The sequence below is a fragment of the Bacteroides propionicigenes genome (assembly GCF_018390535.1).
Taxonomy (GTDB): Bacteria; Bacteroidota; Bacteroidia; order Bacteroidales; family Bacteroidaceae; genus Bacteroides; species Bacteroides propionicigenes.
Map to the genome: position 1 here is coordinate 128,365 of NZ_JAHBBW010000010.1, position 18,341 is coordinate 146,705.

At 41.7% G+C, this 18,341-nt stretch carries 15 protein-coding genes and 1 pseudogene; 13 read left to right on the forward strand and 3 right to left on the reverse strand.

Annotated elements, in window-relative coordinates; all coding sequences use genetic code 11:
• The first annotated feature begins 85 nt into the window (after positions 1–85).
• Entirely contained in the window at positions 86–877 is a 792-nt protein-coding gene (locus tag KG118_RS12915) for an META domain-containing protein (protein WP_213388540.1), read from the forward strand.
• 19 nt (positions 878–896) lie between these two features.
• Here the strand turns inward: KG118_RS12915 and KG118_RS12920 are convergent, their stop codons facing one another.
• Positions 897–1,475 carry a Crp/Fnr family transcriptional regulator gene (locus KG118_RS12920; protein ID WP_213388542.1) on the reverse strand — a complete coding sequence of 193 codons (579 nt, stop codon included), beginning with the start codon at positions 1,473–1,475 and terminating at the stop codon, positions 897–899.
• On the reverse strand, positions 1,438–2,853 hold the full coding sequence (locus KG118_RS12925) for an MATE family efflux transporter (RefSeq protein WP_117710612.1): 1,416 nt from the start codon (positions 2,851–2,853) through the stop codon (positions 1,438–1,440). Before KG118_RS12925 ends, KG118_RS12920 begins: the two co-directional genes overlap by 38 nt.
• A gap of 440 nt (positions 2,854–3,293) precedes the next feature.
• On the opposite strand from KG118_RS12925, the gene dnaK reads away from it, so the two are divergent.
• The 12 genes and pseudogenes from dnaK to KG118_RS12985 all read left to right on the forward strand — a co-directional run.
• The gene (gene dnaK / locus KG118_RS12930) at positions 3,294–5,213 is read left to right on the forward strand and encodes a molecular chaperone DnaK (RefSeq protein ID WP_117710611.1); all 1,920 of its coding nucleotides are present in this window, start codon (positions 3,294–3,296) and stop codon (positions 5,211–5,213) included.
• 204 nt (positions 5,214–5,417) lie between these two features.
• Positions 5,418–5,963, forward strand: a complete 546-nt coding sequence (locus KG118_RS12935; RefSeq protein WP_117713283.1) for a helix-turn-helix domain-containing protein — start codon at positions 5,418–5,420, stop codon at positions 5,961–5,963.
• Positions 5,960–7,222, forward strand: coding sequence for a site-specific integrase (locus KG118_RS12940; RefSeq protein ID WP_008658989.1), 1,263 nt, complete (start codon positions 5,960–5,962; stop codon positions 7,220–7,222). Before KG118_RS12935 ends, KG118_RS12940 begins: the two co-directional genes overlap by 4 nt.
• Positions 7,223–7,536: 314 nt before the next feature.
• The gene (gene mads1 / locus KG118_RS12945) at positions 7,537–7,890 is read left to right on the forward strand and encodes a methylation-associated defense system helix-turn-helix domain-containing protein MAD1 (protein ID WP_008658991.1); all 354 of its coding nucleotides are present in this window, start codon (positions 7,537–7,539) and stop codon (positions 7,888–7,890) included.
• A complete protein-coding gene (locus tag KG118_RS12950) occupies positions 7,887–8,486 on the forward strand; it encodes a BT4734/BF3469 family protein (protein WP_032497372.1) in 600 nt (199 codons plus the stop codon). The genes mads1 and KG118_RS12950 overlap by 4 nt, the downstream gene beginning before the upstream one ends.
• Entirely contained in the window at positions 8,437–10,239 is a 1,803-nt protein-coding gene (locus tag KG118_RS12955) for a DUF3987 domain-containing protein (protein WP_008658994.1), read from the forward strand. Before KG118_RS12950 ends, KG118_RS12955 begins: the two co-directional genes overlap by 50 nt.
• A 95-nt stretch (positions 10,240–10,334) precedes the next feature.
• Complete coding sequence (locus KG118_RS12960) at positions 10,335–10,709, forward strand: MobC family plasmid mobilization relaxosome protein (protein ID WP_008658995.1); 375 nt, start codon at positions 10,335–10,337, stop codon at positions 10,707–10,709.
• Positions 10,693–11,592, forward strand: coding sequence for a relaxase/mobilization nuclease domain-containing protein (locus KG118_RS12965; protein ID WP_008658996.1), 900 nt, complete (start codon positions 10,693–10,695; stop codon positions 11,590–11,592). The genes KG118_RS12960 and KG118_RS12965 overlap by 17 nt, the downstream gene beginning before the upstream one ends.
• Positions 11,592–12,230: a hypothetical protein gene (locus tag KG118_RS12970; RefSeq protein WP_008658997.1), complete on the forward strand. Its 639-nt coding sequence runs from the start codon at positions 11,592–11,594 to the stop codon at positions 12,228–12,230. Before KG118_RS12965 ends, KG118_RS12970 begins: the two co-directional genes overlap by 1 nt.
• Positions 12,231–12,345: 115 nt before the next feature.
• The gene (locus tag KG118_RS12975; RefSeq protein WP_008658999.1) at positions 12,346–12,999 is read left to right on the forward strand and encodes a master DNA invertase Mpi family serine-type recombinase; all 654 of its coding nucleotides are present in this window, start codon (positions 12,346–12,348) and stop codon (positions 12,997–12,999) included.
• Positions 12,983–14,239 carry an Eco57I restriction-modification methylase domain-containing protein gene (locus KG118_RS12980; RefSeq protein ID WP_008659000.1) on the forward strand — a complete coding sequence of 419 codons (1,257 nt, stop codon included), beginning with the start codon at positions 12,983–12,985 and terminating at the stop codon, positions 14,237–14,239. The genes KG118_RS12975 and KG118_RS12980 overlap by 17 nt, the downstream gene beginning before the upstream one ends.
• A gap of 29 nt (positions 14,240–14,268) precedes the next feature.
• Positions 14,269–15,306 (forward strand): annotated as a pseudogene (locus KG118_RS12985) (Eco57I restriction-modification methylase domain-containing protein); the annotation flags it as partial.
• A 58-nt stretch (positions 15,307–15,364) separates the two neighbouring features.
• On the opposite strand, the gene KG118_RS12990 reads toward KG118_RS12985, so the two are convergent.
• Positions 15,365–18,340, reverse strand: a complete 2,976-nt coding sequence (locus tag KG118_RS12990) for an Eco57I restriction-modification methylase domain-containing protein (protein ID WP_149970601.1) — start codon at positions 18,338–18,340, stop codon at positions 15,365–15,367.
• Between the last annotated feature and the right edge of the window lies 1 nt (position 18,341).

Below are 18,341 nucleotides of genomic sequence, written 5' to 3' on the forward strand. Positions count from 1 at the left end.
TTGCTATTTCTAAACAAAGGGTTTGCTTTTGGGTTATTTTACATATCTTTGTTCCGTAAAAATTAACTTAAACAAAAAAATAGCAATGAAGAAAGTATTTGTTTCCCTTTGTATGGCGGCTACTCTGATGGGGCTGTCATCGTGCGCTTCGACTAAAAATGCCGCGACTCTCTCTTCTTTGAGTGGCGAGTGGAATATTATTGAAATAAACGGCAGTGCGGTTGTACCTGCTCCGAATCAGGAATTCCCGTTTATCGGTTTTGACACAAAGACCGGAAAAGTATATGGAAATAGCGGTTGCAACCGTCTGATGGGCTCTTTTGACGTGAATGCCAAGCCCGGACAGATAGACCTTGGCGCGCTGGGAAGTACCCGCATGATGTGTCCTGACATGACAGTCGAGAAAAATGTTCTGGCTGCTTTGGGACAAGTAAAGAAGTATAAGCAACTGGGCAAGGAGAATATGGCTTTGTGCGGTTCTTCCAACCGTCCTCTTATCGTATTGCAGAAGAAGGAAGCCGCTTCCAAGTTGTCTGATTTGAACGGCAAATGGATAATTAGCGAGGCTGACGGACAAGCTATTCCGTCGGGAATGGAAAAACAGCCAGCCATTGAGTTTGACATTGCCGGGAAACGCCTGCATGGCAATGCGGGATGCAACATCATCAACGGTTCTTTTGATGTGGATGATGCCAATCCTACTGCTATCTCGTTTCCAAGGGGTATCAGCACCATGATGGCGTGCCCGGATATGGAAGTGGAAGGCCGGGTATTGAAGGCGTTGAACGCTGTCCAGTCTTTCGGTAAGCTGGCAGGCGGCGGTATGGGCTTCTATGATACGGACAACAACTTGGTAATGGTGCTGGTAAAGAAATAACGGGCGTTTACCGCCTTCTTTATTCCTTCTTTCTCAGCCCGGCGCGTATCCGGCTTAATGATTGCGGAGTGATATACAGGTATGAAGCCAGATATTTCAGCGGTACATCCTGTAATAGCTCCGGATCTTCTTCCATCAATGTAAGGTAACGCTCCTTAGCGGTAGGCGGCGCTCCATAAGCTAATGTCGAGGAATCCACCGACAGTATTTCACGCTCAAAAATCTTTCTGCCGAAGTTTGCCATTTCAATAGAGTGCGAAAACAGGTTTTCCAATTCGGCTTTGCTTATACAATAAGCCGTACTGCCGTTTACGGACTCAATGTTGATTTGTGACGGTTCTCCGTCCACATAGCCCCATGAAGAAGATGCAACCTCGCCAGGACCGACAAACCACAAGGAATTTTCCGTGCCGTCTGCCAGATAATATGCCCGCCATATGCCTTTCCTTATAAGGTAGAAATTAGAATTCCGTTCTCCTTTCTTGATTATGAGCTCTCCTTTGGAAAAAGAAACTTCTTCCATATGGGACAGTATGTCAAATAAACTTTTCTCAGGCAGTTTATACTTTTTGCAGAATTTCTTCACCATGATTTCCATGCTGCAAAGATATGTTTTTTTCTTTCTCCTTCCTTTTCCTGTTTATATAAATAATGAGTATGAAAAGAGTGGTTAATAACTCTGCCAGTGGCGTAGCGAGCCATATTCCCGGCTTGCCCAATAGTAAGGGAAGCCCGTAGAAGCAAAGGGCCAGCAGAATAAAACCGCGCAACAAGGTGATGAAGGTGGCATATTTGGCACGCTCCACACTTTGGAAATAGCCGATGGAGACGATGTTGATAGCGAAAAATACGAAACCGCATGCGTATAGTGGCAAGCCTTCCACCGCTATGTCATAGGCAGGATAACTCCGGTCGATGAACATGGCTACGATGTCTTTGCTGCAGAATATCGTAACCAGGGCGAAGCATATGCCGCAACCGATGGCTGTTTTTAAGGCAAGGAGGTAGGCACGGCGTACACGGAGTGTCTCGTTGAGCCCGTAGTTGAAACTGATAATGGGCTGTGCCGACTGTGCAATGGCATTGTATACCATAAATATAATCGGGAAGAAATAACAGGCAATACTGAATGCCGCCACACCGTCTTCTTTCAGATAATGAATGAACACAAGGTTGCCTACAAACATCATGCAGGCAATCGCCACTTCACACAGAAAAGCAGACGATCCTAACCGGCACATATAGCCGATGTTGCGTTTCATCAGCTTCATACTGTTGCGGCTGAGCTTCACCGGATAGAAACGCAGCGCACAGTTGCGCCGTGAAAGGTAGACGATAATCATCAACGCTCCTACCGTTGTCCCTATGGCGCTTGCAAAAGCCGCGCCGAACATACCCCATCCGAAAGGGAAGATAAACAGGTAATCGAGTATGATATTCAGAACGGCGGCAACTATGTTGCATAGCATGGCAAAGTTGGGCGAACCGTCCAGCCGCAAGAAAAACATTCCCGAATTCAGCAAAGCTGTAAAAGCGGAGAAAGGTACAAACCAGAGCATGTACTCCACTGCCAGAGGTTCGAGACGTTCCGAACCGCCTAACAAATGCACTATTTGGGGCGCAAACAAGCAGAACAGGGTAGAGGTACATGCCAGCAATAAGGAAGATACCACCACAGACTGTGTAATGTTGATACGTGCCACTTTGGGTTTATTGTGTGACAAGTGGATGGAAGCCACCACAGATGCCCCTACACCGAACATCAGGCCGATGCCGGTGGAAAACAGCCATAACGGCGCCACGATATTGACGGCAGCAAGGGCGTCGCTGCCTATACCTTTTCCCACAAAGATACCGTCGGTAATGACGAATAATGCGGAAAATATCATTCCCAGTACGGTAGGAAGCAATAATTTGCGGAACAATGCCGCAATGTCCATGTTCTTAAAGTCAATGCTGTCTCTCATCTTTTCCATAATCTTCAGTCTTCTATGTATGTTTTATTGTTGCCTGTCTCTTTCTTTAAGAAGTTTGATGGCAAATGCTTATTCGTTCCATCATGGAGAACTTTTCGTTCCACCGTGGAGAACCTTTTGTTCCACCATGGGGTACTTTTCGTTCCACCACGGTGGAACGAAAGAATGTTAGCGATGCGCCCTCCTAAATGTCCCAAACAATTTCTTGTCTTTTCTTTTTCGGGGGGCAAAAGTAGGACTTTTGAGCGGGATAGGAATTAACAAATGGTAATTTCCGACAGAAAAAATATATTTCACTCTGCCAAACTGACAGACAAACTGTCACATTCATAAATCTGTCTCCTCCTTGAACAATTTGGCACGGCGTTTGTCTTTTTATTGGCGCCTGCCAACGAGGCGGACACCAAAACAGAATAATAACAAATAAAATAATAACGATCATGGGAAAAATTATTGGTATTGACTTAGGAACAACAAACTCTTGTGTTTCCGTATTCGAAGGAAACGAACCTGTAGTAATTGCAAACAGCGAAGGCAAACGCACCACTCCCTCGGTAGTGGCATTTGTTGACGGTGGCGAGCGCAAGGTAGGTGACCCTGCAAAACGCCAGGCTATCACAAACCCGACGAGAACAGTGTTCTCAATCAAGCGTTTCATGGGTGAGAACTGGGATCAGGTACAGAAAGAAATAGCCCGCGTACCTTATAAAGTAGTGAAGGGTGACAACAATACTCCGCGTGTGGATATTGACGGACGTCTCTATACTCCGCAGGAAATCTCTGCAATGATTCTGCAGAAAATGAAAAAGACCGCTGAGGATTATCTGGGACAGGAAGTGACGGAAGCTGTTATTACCGTTCCGGCTTACTTCTCCGACTCTCAGCGTCAGGCCACTAAAGAAGCCGGTCAGATTGCCGGTCTGGAAGTAAAGCGTATTGTGAACGAGCCGACTGCCGCAGCTTTGGCTTACGGTATCGACAAGGCACATAAGGATATGAAGGTTGCCGTATTCGACCTCGGTGGCGGTACATTCGATATCTCTATCCTTGAATTCGGTGGCGGTGTGTTCGAAGTATTGTCAACCAACGGTGATACTCACCTGGGTGGTGATGACTTCGACCAAGTTATCATCGACTGGCTGGTTCAAGAGTTCAAGAACGACGAAGGCGCCGACCTGACTCAGGATCCGATGGCTATGCAGCGTTTGAAGGAGGCTGCCGAAAAAGCCAAGATTGAATTGTCTTCTTCTACAAGCACGGAAATCAACTTGCCGTACATTATGCCGGTAGGTGGTGTACCCAAGCACTTGGTTAAGACTTTGACCCGTGCCAAATTCGAAGCTTTGGCTCACACTTTGATTCAGGCTTGTCTTGAACCTTGCAAGAAGGCTATGAGCGATGCCGGTCTGGGCAACTCTGATATAGATGAAGTTATCCTTGTAGGTGGTTCTTCACGTATACCGGCTGTACAGAAATTGGTTGAGGACTTCTTCGGTAAAGTTCCTTCCAAAGGCGTGAATCCGGATGAGGTAGTAGCCGTAGGTGCTGCCGTACAGGGTGCTGTTTTGACGGACGAAATCAAGGGTGTTGTATTGCTGGATGTTACTCCGCTGTCTATGGGTATCGAAACTATGGGTGGTGTAATGACCAAGCTGATTGACGCTAATACGACCATTCCTTGCAAGAAGAGCGAAACATTCTCTACCGCCGCCGACAACCAGACGGAAGTTACTATCCACGTATTGCAGGGTGAACGTCCGATGGCTGCACAGAACAAGTCAATCGGTCAGTTTAACCTGACAGGTATCGCTCCGGCACGTCGCGGTATTCCTCAGATCGAGGTAACATTCGATATCGATGCCAACGGTATCTTGAAAGTATCTGCCAAAGATAAGGCTACCGGTAAGGAACAAGCCATCCGTATCGAGGCTTCCAGCGGCTTGAGCAAGGAAGAAATTGAAAAGATGAAAGCAGAAGCCGAAGCAAATGCCGAAGCTGACAAGAAAGAACGTGAGAAAGTTGACAAGCTGAATCAAGCCGACTCAATGATTTTCACTACTGAAAATCAACTGAAGGAACTGGGGGATAAGTTGCCAGCCGACAAGAAAGCTCCGATTGAAGCTGCTCTGCAGAAACTGAAAGATGCCCACAAGGCACAGGATTTGGCTGCTGTTGACTCTGCAATGGCTGAACTGAATACTGCTTTCCAAGCTGCAAGTGCTGAAATGTATGCTCAGAGCGGTGCTCAAGGCGGCGCACAGGCCGGTCCTGATATGAATGCCGGACAACAGGGTGGTGCTCAGGATAATGGCAAGCATGGTGATAATGTACAGGATGCTGACTTTGAGGAGGTCAAATGATTCCGATAAGGATACAGATAATAAACAACAAGCAAAAGCGTGCAGCTCAATGAGTTGCACGCTTTTTGCGTTTATGGGGGTTCATGGTTGCTATGTGTTTTCTATGGGCTTTTTTATCTCTTATTTGCGACATGTTTGCGACACGTCTTATTTGGCGATAAGGTACAACTTAGATTGATATAAACCATTTAAAACGAGAAGAATATGCCAAGAGGAAATTACACCATTCAAAGAAGTTGCGAGGAGTGTGGTAAAATCTTTACTCCTTCCACATTAGTGTCGAAGTATTGTTGCCCTGCTTGTTCCAAGAGAGCATATAAGAAAAGACAAATCGCAAAAGAGAAAGAAGCGATACGCCAAGCACTGATTAGACGAATACCATCCTGCAAGGGGTATCTAACCGTAAAAGAGGCTATGTTGATTTACGGCATTAGTAAAGACGTTCTTTATCGTATGATACGGCAAGGCTTGATACCGTCATACAATTTTGGTCAACGTCTAACACGCCTTAGTCGGCAATATATGGACGAACACTTCAAAACAAAGGCAGGGAGTAGAAAGAGAAAAAAAGAAGCATTGTCTTTTGAACCCAAAGATTGTTACACCATCGGAGAGATTGCAAAGAAGTTCCATATCAATGACAGCAGTGTATTTAAGCACATACGCCGTCATTCTATTCCTATACGCCAAATCGGTAACTATGTTTATGTTCCCAAATCTGAAATTGATAATTTATATAAGTTGTTATGAAGAAAGCATTACCTAATACCAAAGTGACCGTCAAGCTCAGAAGGTCGAACTACAAAGAAGAGTGGTATTTGATTATAGAATCATACCCAGTTTATAAGCGAGGTTCAACTCGGGCAAGCCGTGTGGTAGAATCCATTAACCGGACTATATCCACACCCATTTGGGACAAGTCGTCCATTGCACGTATCCTGCCGGATGGAACATTCAACTATAAGCCTAAGCGTGATTTGAATGGGATTATCCAATGCCGTTCAACGATAGACCAAGAGGCTTGCATCTATGCCGACAATGTTCGTAAGTTACGCCAACACGAATACGATAGTGCCATCCTTTACACTGATAAGGAAAACGAAATCGCAGCACAGAATGAGCGGAGCGAACAGGATTTTATCAAGTATTTCAATCGTATTATAAGCACACGTCATCCCAACAGTTCCGATTCGATTATAGTCAACTGGAGGCGTGTAGGTGAATTATTGAAAATGTATTCGCAGGGGCAGCCAATTCCATTCAAGGCGATTTCCGTTAAACTGCTTGAAGATATTAAGATGTTCCTTCTCCGTGCTCCAATGGGAGGGAATAAGAAAGGTACTATCTCACAAAACACAGCATCGACTTATTTCTCTATACTCAAAGCCGGATTGAAACAGGCATTCATTGATGAATATCTGACCGTTGATATTAGTGCGAAAGTAAAGGGAATAACAAACATTGAGAAACCTCGTGTTGCGCTTACTATGAATGAAGTGCAAATGTTGGTTGGTACTCCTTGCAAAGATGATGTTTTGAAACGTGCGTTCTTGTTCTCTATTCTCACTGGATTGCGGCATAGTGATATTCAAACTTTGAAATGGAAACAAATTCAGCAAACAAGCAAGGGTACATGGCAAGCTGTCGTAATTCAGCAAAAGACAAAAAGGCCCGATTACAAGCCAGTCATTCAACAGGCACTTCAACTATGCGGCATACGTCCAGACGATGATGAAGCACTTGTTTTTGAAGGATTGACTGATGCCTCTTGGATTTCTCGCCCGTTGAAAGTCTGGATAGAAGCATCCGGTATCAAGAAGCACATCACCTTCCATTGTGGCCGCCATAGCTACGCTTCGCTGTTGCTGGAAAATGGCGTTGACATATATACCATCAAGTCTTTGATGGGACATACTAACGTCAAAACCACGCAGATTTATACGCACATCGTAAACGAACAAAAAGAGAAAGCCGCCAATACGCTGCATATAGACAATTTGGATTTATAGGTTGTGGTGGAGGCTCCCACCTCTGAGCACCAACAACTTATGTGATACCTATCATGTATTTACCACCGTTTACCCCTCATGAAGCATCGGCTTTTTGAGGGGTATTTTGTAGCATTGAGGCTTTCGACAAGGAATGTGTTAGTCCCAATAGTGGTTTATTCCCCTTTCATTATGTCTTCCAATAAATTCTCGTATTAATGAAACTTAAATCTGTCAGTGGTAAATGAGCGGTTGATTGGTGGCGGTCAAGCACCTATTTAGCACCTATAAGCATCCCTATACTTTTGCGGCATAAACTTTAATACGAAGAAAAAATGGCTTATAAAGTAAATTCATTGGAGGAAATGCCGAATGCGTTGTCCTACCTAATTGAGTCCGTAGAAGTACTGCAATCCAAAGTAAATGCCTTGCAACATAAGCAGGCAAGTAGCTCACCTAAGTGGATGGATATAGACGAGCTTTGCGCTTATCTGCCATCACATCCAGCCAAGCAAACGGTTTATGGATGGGTATCAACCAAACAGATTCCCGTACATAAAATAAATAAGGCATTAGCTTTCTTGCAATCGGAAATTGATGATTGGTTGAAGAATAAATCGCATAAGACACAGGATGACTTAATGGAAGAAGCCAGACGATTTGTCGAATCTAAAAAGATTATCAGATGATGGAAACGACAGACTATTGCTTTTCGTTCTTTCGCAAGCCCATTCAAAACATCGAACCGATAAGGGCGGTAGGTATTGTGGATGTGTATCGTTATATCATCGGGCATTATGCGCAACCACAAACCGAGTCTCTGCGTTCGATGCTATCTTCTCCCGAATCCAAAAGATACAAAGCCACCCATTTCGACTATTGTACTTTTTCGGGATTATTCCGTAAACGGAATGAAAAGGAACTGATTATGCACTCAGGATTGATGTGTCTGGATTTTGACCATGTGGAGAATATCGTGGAGCTAAAACAGCAATTACTCAATCATGAATATTTTGATACGGAACTATTATTTGTCAGTCCATCCGGTAATGGATTGAAGTGGATAATACCTGTAGACTTGAAAGGCTGGGAACATTCCCGATATTTCAAGGCTGTTGCTAATTGTATTAAAGCAACAGGTTTGCCATCAGCGGATATATCTGGCAGTGATGTAGCTCGTTCTTGCTTCCTGCCATACGACCCACAAGCATATATTAACCATAAATACAAAGATGATGTCGAAGAAAATATTTTCCGCCCAAGATTGGGAGAATGTCCCTTCTGAAATACAGCAAATACATACGCCAAGTATTGCCCCTATATATAATAAGGTGGAGGAAGATGTGGAAAGTGTTGTTCGGGAGATAGAACGGCGTGCCATTGATATAGCCCCTAATTATAAAGATTGGGTAGAGTTGGGCTTTGCACTTGTGGATGGATTAGGAGAGAACGGACGGGAGTATTATCACCGCATCAGCAGGTTTTACCCTACCTATCAAAGGGAAGAAACGGATAAACAATACACGCATTGTCTGCACTCCAAAGGGCAAGGCATTACTATCCGTTCTTTCTTCCATTTGGCAAATCAAGCCGTAATCTCATTGGCTCCGTTCAGTAAAGAGCATTTATCCATTTTACCAAATATCCAAAATGGTAAAACGGGTAAATGGATAAAATCAGAAGAAGAACTTCCTGTATTTCCTGAATGTGTGTTTGAGCATCTTCCTCCTTTTCTAAATGAGGTTGTCAATAATTCCATTTCAGTAGATGACCGTGATACGATACTGATTGGGGCTATTGTGTGTTTGTCAGTCTGCTTTCATAATGTTTGTGGTGTGTACGATGAGCGTATTGTTTATCCGAATCTATACCTGTTCGTTGTGGCAGATGCCGGTATGGGAAAAGGAGCATTGACTTTATGCCGAGAACTTGTAGCTCCTATCAACCGCCATTTGCATGAACTTTCAAAACGATTGGAACAGGAATACAAGGAAGCGATGAATGCTTATATCAAAGGTAAGAAAGATAGTGGAATGACTATGCTGGTCGAACCGCCCATGCGTATGCTTGTCATTCCAGCCAATAGCAGCGCAAGCTCTTTCTTGAAGATATTGGGAGATAATGACGGAATTGGGCTGTTGTTTGAATCGGAGGGCGACACGTTAAGCCAGACTTTGAAGTCGGACTATGGTAATTATTCCGATGTGTTGCGGAAGGCATTCCATCATGAGTTGGTCAGTTTGAGCCGTCGCAAAGATAGGGAGTATTGTGAAGTAGCTAATCCGAGAGTTTCTGTAGCTTTAGCTGGAACTCCCGAACAGGTAAGAAGATTGATACCTGATGCGGAGAACGGATTGATGAGTCGCTTTTGTTTCTATATCATCCGCTTCAAGCGAGGCATAAGAAATGTGTTTGCCACAAGCGACATTTCTCAATCCAAAAATGGAATGTTCAAACTATTGGGAGATAAATTCTGCCATCTGCATGAGGAATTTGTACGACAGGGAAATTATTCATTCTCCCTTCCCTCCGATTTACAGGAACACTTTATTGAATATCTCAGCCGTGTGAATGAAGAGTGTTGTGACGAAGTGGATAATAAGATGCAAGGAGTAGTCAGACGGATGGGACTGATTGCTTATCGTATAATGATGGTGTTGACTGCTATCCGACATTTGGATAATGTGATTCACAAATCTTCTTCTGACGAGACTGTACAATTGGTTTGCCATGAGTTTGACTATTCCATAGCCATGAGTATTTGCGACACCCTGCTTTATCATGCCGTATTCATTTATCAGAATTTGTCAGGAAACCAGTCTAAGCGATTACAACCCGCTTCACAAGAAATTGGCGTTTATGCACGAAGGAATACCCTTTATAATATGTTGCCCGAAACATTCACTAAAAAGGATTATGATGCGACAGTTTTAGCTTTAGGTGAGAATGGGAGTACGGCAAACAAGTGGATAGAAGCCTTTATTAAAGATAGCAAGCTATGCCGGATAGAGCAGGGGAAATATAGGAAGATTTTTTGAGTGGCAAGTTTGTGTTTTAGTGCCACTAAAACCTGTGGGGCAAGCGACAGACCTGCCACTCTCAAAAAAACAATTTATCAATATTGAGAATGAATATGAGTATAAAGGAAAAGAAACTTGGTGGCCGCCCAAAGTTGGCGAGCTATCAGAAACGTACCAAATGTTTTCGGGTAATGTTTACCGAGAACGACTACATTTATATCCAATCCAAAGCGGAACAGGCAGGATTATCTGTCAATGAATTTTGCCATCAGGCTGCAATGGATTGTCAAGTCTGTCAACGTATCAGTCCGGAAATGGTATCGGCAATTCGTGACCTTTCCGGTATCGCCAATAACGTCAATCAGATTGCCCATCAGATGCACATCTATGGATTGGAAACAGTCAAACAACAGTGTTTTTTGATTGTCTCGGAAGTTAGTAGAATTATCACCCAAGTAAAGAATACCTGTCATGATAGCGAAGATTAAAACAAGAGTTGATTTCGGAGGTATTGTAAACTACGCCAACGACCAAAAGAACAAGAAGAAATGCGCTACACTTTTAGCGCACGAAGGAGTATGTGCCATTAGCAATAAGTTGATTGCCGATTCTTTTTGCCTTCAAGCATCCATGCGCCCGAAAGTAAAGAGTCCTGTGAAGCACGTATCACTTGCTTTCTCTTCGCAAGATATTAGCCGTTTTCCCGATAATGAAGAAGGGGATGCGCTGATGGTGGAGATTGCCAAGAAATGGATGGAACAAATGGGGATTCGTAATACTCAATATATCATAGCCCGGCATCACGATACGAAACATCCTCATTGTCATTTGGTATTTAATCGGATAGACAATAAAGGCAATCTCATTTCCGACAGCAATGAAAGAATACGCAATGCAAAAGTCTGTCGGACTTTGACTAAAGAGTATGGACTTTACTTTGCCCCTAAAAATAGTAAAGCCAGAAATAAAAGCCGTTTGCGTCCTCATCAACTACGGAAGTATAATCTTCGTTCTTCTGTGCTTGATGCGCGAGCAAATTCTCATTCGTGGAATGACTTTTTTAGCATTCTCAAAGGCTTGGGTATAGATATGCGTTTTTATCATGCTGAGAATTCTGATAAAATTCGTGGTATATCATTCAGTCAGGATGAGTATAGCATGGCTGGTTCTAAACTTGACCGTGATTTGAGTTTTAACAGCCTTTGTGCTACATTGGGTAATATGGCAGCAGAACTGATTATTCAACCCCATCAAGCCATAACTCCCAGTGGAGGTGGAGGAACCAACAATGAACAAGGATGGCGAAACGATAAAAACAGAGACAACGAAAGAAACGAACCTTTTCATAAAACCACAAAACGTAGAAGATAATGAAAGAAGATGTAGTAGCTGCAAATCTTGCGAATTTGCGTCAAAGTATCAACGAACTGAAAGTGTGTATTGAAAAACAGAACACCACAGTTCCTAAACCAGAACAATCTGTAAAAGCGGATTTCAATGAAAAGACCATTTATACTGGAATTGCCAAAAGTTTCTGTACTTGCTGGAATGAAGCCTTGTCTGTGGTCAAGAAACATATCTGGCAACAGCAGCCCAACACATTGCCGTTTTCGCTATGGTTTCCAAAACTCATTGATTTATTCAAGCAAAAGTCTAAACTTCTTGAATATCTTTATAGGCATGTCTGCGATTACAATCAAAATCGTATGACTATCGAAACTAATACCCGATGTATATTGAAACGGCAGGATGAGATATTAGTAAAAATCAATGAATTGAAAAGCCCTGTAACCGTTATTCCTCCTAATATCAGTGGGTTGTTTATATGTGGCTATCATATAAAACTCCAGTATATAGTGCCCATTATTGCCATTATTATTATATGGGCTGTTGCTGCTTCTGCTAGTAGTATGAAATTTAAGGAAGAATCCTTTGCACATTATTCTATGTATAGGGCAGTGAAGGAACAGCATCAGTACTTGATAGAAACAATAAAAAGGGGAAATTAGTATATGCTTTTACATTTTACGTATATACTGTTTATTCCAATTTATCCCTTTACATTTCAATTAATTGTGAAGGGATTTTTTTATATTGGTGTATGTTAATATAAATTTTAGCGTTATGATTTACGGATACATTAGAGTAAGCAGTGATAAACAAACTGTAGAAAACCAACGTTTTGAGATAAGTAATTTCTGTAAAATTAATGAGTTAACAATTGACGATTGGATAGAAGAAACTATCAGTGGAACGAAAAATTACACAAAACGACAGCTTGGACGTTTACTGCGTAAAGTATGCAAAGATGATATTATCATCTGTAGTGAACTTTCACGTCTTGGACGTAATCTTTTTATGATTATGGAAATCTTGAATATCTGTATGACAAAGGAATGTAAGGTATGGACAATTAAAGATAACTATCGACTAGGGGAAGATATACAAAGTAAAGTCCTTGCCTTTGCTTTTGGATTGTCAGCTGAGATTGAACGCAATCTTATCAGTCAACGTACAAAAGAGGCATTAGCGAGAAAAAAATCAGAAGGGGCTATGCTCGGACATTGTCGTGGCTTTCGCTGTAGACTTAATCCCAAATGTGCCAACAAACATGATTATATTGTAAAAGAGTTGGCTAAAGGAACAGAAAAAACTGTTATATCTAAAAGGTTGAAAGTTTCAAAAACAACATTATATCGTTATCTCGTTTATACGGGGCTTCATTTGCCTATAAATTGTCAACAAGAAGGGTGGGAAGAGTATGGTATCTATCATTGATTTCTATGTACTACAGAAGCGACCCTCAAATGGGGGCGGCTTCGACATCACTATTGGCAACCCACCATACATCAGTGCACCGACACAGATAGCATCACCAGAATTGAACGAACAGCGGTCGCGTATAGTGGCAAGCAAGAAGTACAAATCGCTTAATGAAAAGTGGGATTTGTATGTTCCTTTCATGGAACTTGGTATGCAACTCCTATGTCCCAATGGAATATTTTCTATGATTGTTCCATATCCTTTGACAAATCAAAAGTATGGAAAGAAACTTCGTAAGATGATTGCAGAAGAATATCATTTGTTGGAGATAGCCGACCTAAACGGCACAAAGATTTTTGAGAATGCCACAGTGAGTAACTGCATTCCATTTATTAAGAACACTCAACCAGAGGGTGAACTTCGCATCACAAAAATCTTTGAGGACAAGACCATCCGTGAAGTGTTAAGCAAATCTCCAGAGGCATTAAAGCAGGACGAGAAAAATTATGTTTGGAACTTGACAGAAGAGGAAAGAACAGGAAATCGCTTCGCCAATATGAATATATTGGGTGACTTTTGCTATATAAGTGTAGGAATGGTCGTTAATGCCAATGAGAAGAATGCTCAAGGAGCATTTAAAAAAGAGGATTTGATAAGTGACTCATACGATGCCATCCATTGTAGGAAGTATATTGAGGCAAAGGATATAGACAAATTTCAAGTCAAACGGGTGCGCTATCTTGAATGGAACACGGAACGGTGCCCAGATAAACTACGTCGTCCGACGTTCCGTGAACTGTACGATTGTCCCAAGTTATTAATAAATCGCTTGGGTGTTCTAAAGGTATATCTTGATATGGATACTCATTTCTTGCATAGTGATTCAATGTTCTGTGCTGTCTTATGGAAAGACCTGAAAGGTGTCTATAATAAGAGCTTATCTTCAAGCATCAAAAAGTTCTGCAAACATAACCGTGCAGTTATGGAATCTCTGTCTGAGAAGGTTGACCTATATTATTTGCTGGGCATTCTTAATTCTTCTATGGCAGACCAGTTGTTGGCAGACCAACGAGGTGGCGACTATCACATATATCCTGAACACATTCGCAATCTTCCAATCCCTGCTCCGCAAAGAGAAGCACAAAACGCGATCGGCGTAATTGTAAAAGAGATTCTACATCGTCGAGAAGAAAATATTGATTACTCCGAATTGGAAGAACAACTCAATGGACTTGTGACCGCATTGTATCAATGACATATTGTTGACCCTCAAAAGAGGGCTTCGATATTGTCATCGGCAATCCACCATACGGTGCTAAATACGACAACCAAACAAAGAGGTATTATAAGAATACCTATGTGACGGCAAATAGCATCCGAGGATTACAGAAGGGGTCTCTTGATACATATACACTATTCATAGAATTGGGATACAATCTGCTTAGGAAGAATGGGAGTTTTGCCTATATCGTTCCAATATCCTTGACATCAAGTGATTCCCTAACAGGCGTACACCGTCTTTTGATGGGAAACTGTGATACCATATACATATCATCGTATGCAGTACGTCCTAAGCCTGTTTTTGAGAACGCTGTAGTAAACACTTCGATACTTCTTTTTAAGAAGACTGAAACGCCATGTCAGTATCTTTTCTCAACCAAGATGCACAGAAGAGGGAATGAGTTTGAATTACAAAGGCTCATTGATAATTTGCAATTTGTTGATGTGAAAGGGCAAACACTTTATGGTCGTATTCCAAAGATAGGTTCTGAAATAGAGAAAACCATCTTAAACAAACTCTTCAACTATACAAAGTTGGGAGCTCTTATCAAAACTTCAGGGAGTCCAATCATATATAGGTTTGCAGGAGGGCGATATTTCAAAGTCGTAACAAATTATAGTACCGGTTCATCAGCAGAGAGAACTATCTATTTCGCTAATTCCAAAATCGCAGATGCTGTTGGCTGCATACTCAGTAGCAGTTTGTCATTTTGGTTCTATCAGATTTTTTCTGATAATTTAAATTGGAAGACATACGAGATAGAGAATTTCACAGTTCCACAGCTCTCAGCTGAGGATATTGACTATCTTGACAAGTTGTATTCTCGTTATCTTTCTGACATAGAGGCAAAAGCTAATATCAGAATAACTTCTGGAGAGTCCACTTATAATGTTGATTCATTCAAGGAATACAAAATTGTACGCTCCAAAGCCATCATTGATGAGATAGATGACTACATCTGTCCACTATACGGATTGACGCAGGAGGAAACCGATTTTATCAAAAATTACGAATTAGAATTTAGGTTGGCTGGAGAATGAATGATAATTGGAGGATAATCCCTCCAATTATCATAATCTTTCCTTTCAGAATTAACGCTTATTCAGCATTTCGATATTGATAGTCATAATTGATTAAAAAATTTATTTCAATCTCAGATAAACCATATTTTTCTCCAATAAATTTATCAATTGCATCAATATGCATTTTAGATTGTCTTGCAAAAAAACATTTCAGTCCCGTTTTAGTTGTCTGGCTCTTTGAATATAAATCATTAAGATAAGTATCATATAAAGTATTTATTTTATCAAGTTCTTCATCTGAAAATGATTCGAATGGGATAGGAAACATTTCTAATTCGGATGATCGTAGGTTATGCCAATCTGAGTGTATCAGCCAAAACCAATAGAAAAGGTTACTTGACAAGGCTGCTCCTACAAGACTTTGATATTTTTCTCTGACTTTCAATTCCCCTTCTGCAGAAGAATGAGTAGGAATCTTAGTTATTATTTTATAGTACCTACCACCTGCCTTCCGGTAATAAATAGGTAAACCTTCTCGTTTATACACATCTTTTATTGTTGTGACACAACGCTCTAATTTGCATAATATTCCTAATTCTATTTCATTGCCTATCTTTGGAATTCTCCCATTGCGAATATGATGAAGGGCATTTACAAACTTTAGGTCATCTAAGAGTAACCACAGAGATTCATCAGAATAGCGTTTGTTGATATACGTAGTCATAATTCTTGTGGCCTTGTTGCTGGATTTTTTAAAACTAATAATGGATACTTGTTGTTCTGCACTTTCAAATATACGGCGTGGTCTGTCTCCATATGAACTGACATAGATTTCGTCACAGTGATTTATTAGTAGTCTATGAAGTCCTGACATTGCATCGGAAGCAGTAACACTTAGTGGAACAATAAAGATTGCATTTCCTTTAGTGTGTAATATTTGGTAACCTAAATCAATGAAAAGCGAAAAAGTATCTAAAGATCCTTTTTGTATATTAGGTATAGTTTGAGCAGATGTAAATATATGTTTGAAGCATGCTTTGTCTATAGATGAAATTTTAGCACCATACGGTGGATTGCCGATGACAATATCGAAGCCCTCTTTTGAGGGTCGTGAGAAAACATCATGGAACCAGGTATGCCAGAGGAAGAACTGACTGTTTGCAGACAAGTCCATATCTTCAAAATCAATATGAATACCTTGTTCAACGAGTTCCTGCTTTACAATATCTGCAATGTCCTTTCTCAGCTGCATTTTCTTGTCATGTTCAGGGCAAGCGTAATATTCAGTAAGTTTGTCGCGTAGATTTTTGCGATAAACATCTAACATGCTATCAAAGAAAGTTAGACTTTCACCAGCTCCTATTTTCTTTTCTGTCATCGTTGAAAGGTCAACACCCTTATATTGCTCCAGAAGGGAATTCCCCTGCATAATCTTGAAATCAAGGTTAGGCAGAGCCTCTGGTGACTTTTCGTCAACAATCAGTGAGAGCCAGAAACGAAGTCGGGCTATATCCACTGCTCCACGTTCAATGTCAACACCATAAATGTTGTTTTGGATAATGTGACGTTTAATGTTAGCTGCATTCTCTACAATGTTTGGCTCAATAGCAGAACGGCAGAAGAACAGTTCGCGCAGCAATCCCATTGGAAAAGCACCAGAGCCAATTGCAGGGTCGCATATCTTCACATCGTACAGTTTCTGATCAATGTATTCCTTTAATTCGCCCAGCTGGGATGCATCGTGAGTTGTCACAAATTGACGTATACACTCCTTGTCTTCTTCCCTCATGTCTGTTTGCAGATATGCTATCAAGCTTTCTCGGCACATGTACTGCACAATCTCTTTCGGCGTATAGAATGCACCCTTATCCTTGTTGTCCTCCAGCAGGTTTTCAAAGATGCGTCCAAGCATTTCTGGGTCAACGCCCACTTCTGCATCGTTTGGGTCATTTTCATCGATGGTAAAGTTGTACTGCGAGAGCATTGTCAGCAGGCCATTAAAATAGCTGGCAGGAAAATGACTGGGCTTCTTGTCAAGAATGTCACGTTCAAACAGACCGCCGTTCAAATATGGAATACGACAGTTGCGGAAGCCTTCTACTTTTGTGTCGTAAAGGTCGCCCTGATCTGAACGGTTACGGTCTAAACCTTCTGTAAACAAGTCTTCTAATATGTCATCAAGAAAGTTTTCCTTTTGACGTTCATTTGCATTCTTGAAAATATTCAGCATGAAATCACGATCGCCTTCGCCCCATTCCTTGCTTGCAGGAACGCCAAGCCAGCCTTTCTTTTGGAGGAAGTGCAGGAACACAATGCGTCCAAGAAGTTTCTTCACATAGTCACGAATGGGTTTTTCCTCACGGTCACGAATTTTGTCAGCAGCCATACCCGTATGGTCAAAGCCTGTATCAATGAAGTGTTGACGCATTCCGTTTGTAGGGTCAACCATGTAATTGACAAAAGCTTCGTATTGAGCCTTGTACTTCCCAAAGAACTCTTTAGAAAGAGCTTCAACGTTGAATGCATTTTCGATGTCTTTAATTTCAAGAGAATTCCTTTTGTCGTATAGAGCTATGAAGTTGTCAGTTGCCGTGCGGCATGACTGACCAGGCCCCAGCAGGAACGTATAGCGTTTACTGTTGGTGGATTCTTCTTTGTTGCCACTCTTTCGGCAATAGGTGAAACGCCAATCCCAACGAGTATCATCCTCGTAATGGAACAGCATGAAGGCACAAGAGAATTGATCCATGACAGCACGGATGAGCCGCTGGATGTTCACACGGTTATGCTCCATCATAACCCGGTCGCTGACTGTCACATCGAAAATCTGTAAAGGTTCAACGCCAACATACATCATTCCAACTTGCTTGATGCTGCGTATTCCCGTCGCTTCTGCCAGTTGTCTTCGTTCGGGCTGACTCTCCAAAAGCTCTGTTTCAAAACCATCCTCAAAGTCATCTTCACCGAAAATGGGAAAAATAACATTGTTGAGGAACGAACTCCAGCCTTGATATCGGCTGCTTAAATATTCTTTTAATGACTCCTTATTCATG

Excerpts from the sequence above, each read along its gene's own strand:
- KG118_RS12915 (WP_213388540.1), top strand. The coding sequence starts at position 86 with ATGAAGAAAGTATTTGTTTCCCTTTGTATGGCGGCTACTCTGATGGGG.
- KG118_RS12920 (WP_213388542.1), bottom strand. The coding sequence starts at position 1,475 with ATGGAAATCATGGTGAAGAAATTCTGCAAAAAGTATAAACTGCCTGAG.
- KG118_RS12925 (WP_117710612.1), bottom strand. The coding sequence starts at position 2,853 with ATGGAAAAGATGAGAGACAGCATTGACTTTAAGAACATGGACATTGCG.
- dnaK (WP_117710611.1), top strand. The coding sequence starts at position 3,294 with ATGGGAAAAATTATTGGTATTGACTTAGGAACAACAAACTCTTGTGTT.
- KG118_RS12935 (WP_117713283.1), top strand. The coding sequence starts at position 5,418 with ATGCCAAGAGGAAATTACACCATTCAAAGAAGTTGCGAGGAGTGTGGT.
- KG118_RS12940 (WP_008658989.1), top strand. The coding sequence starts at position 5,960 with ATGAAGAAAGCATTACCTAATACCAAAGTGACCGTCAAGCTCAGAAGG.
- mads1 (WP_008658991.1), top strand. The coding sequence starts at position 7,537 with ATGGCTTATAAAGTAAATTCATTGGAGGAAATGCCGAATGCGTTGTCC.
- KG118_RS12950 (WP_032497372.1), top strand. The coding sequence starts at position 7,887 with ATGATGGAAACGACAGACTATTGCTTTTCGTTCTTTCGCAAGCCCATT.
- KG118_RS12955 (WP_008658994.1), top strand. The coding sequence starts at position 8,437 with ATGTCGAAGAAAATATTTTCCGCCCAAGATTGGGAGAATGTCCCTTCT.
- KG118_RS12960 (WP_008658995.1), top strand. The coding sequence starts at position 10,335 with ATGAGTATAAAGGAAAAGAAACTTGGTGGCCGCCCAAAGTTGGCGAGC.
- KG118_RS12965 (WP_008658996.1), top strand. The coding sequence starts at position 10,693 with ATGATAGCGAAGATTAAAACAAGAGTTGATTTCGGAGGTATTGTAAAC.
- KG118_RS12970 (WP_008658997.1), top strand. The coding sequence starts at position 11,592 with ATGAAAGAAGATGTAGTAGCTGCAAATCTTGCGAATTTGCGTCAAAGT.
- KG118_RS12975 (WP_008658999.1), top strand. The coding sequence starts at position 12,346 with ATGATTTACGGATACATTAGAGTAAGCAGTGATAAACAAACTGTAGAA.
- KG118_RS12980 (WP_008659000.1), top strand. The coding sequence starts at position 12,983 with ATGGTATCTATCATTGATTTCTATGTACTACAGAAGCGACCCTCAAAT.
- KG118_RS12990 (WP_149970601.1), bottom strand. The coding sequence starts at position 18,340 with ATGAATAAGGAGTCATTAAAAGAATATTTAAGCAGCCGATATCAAGGC.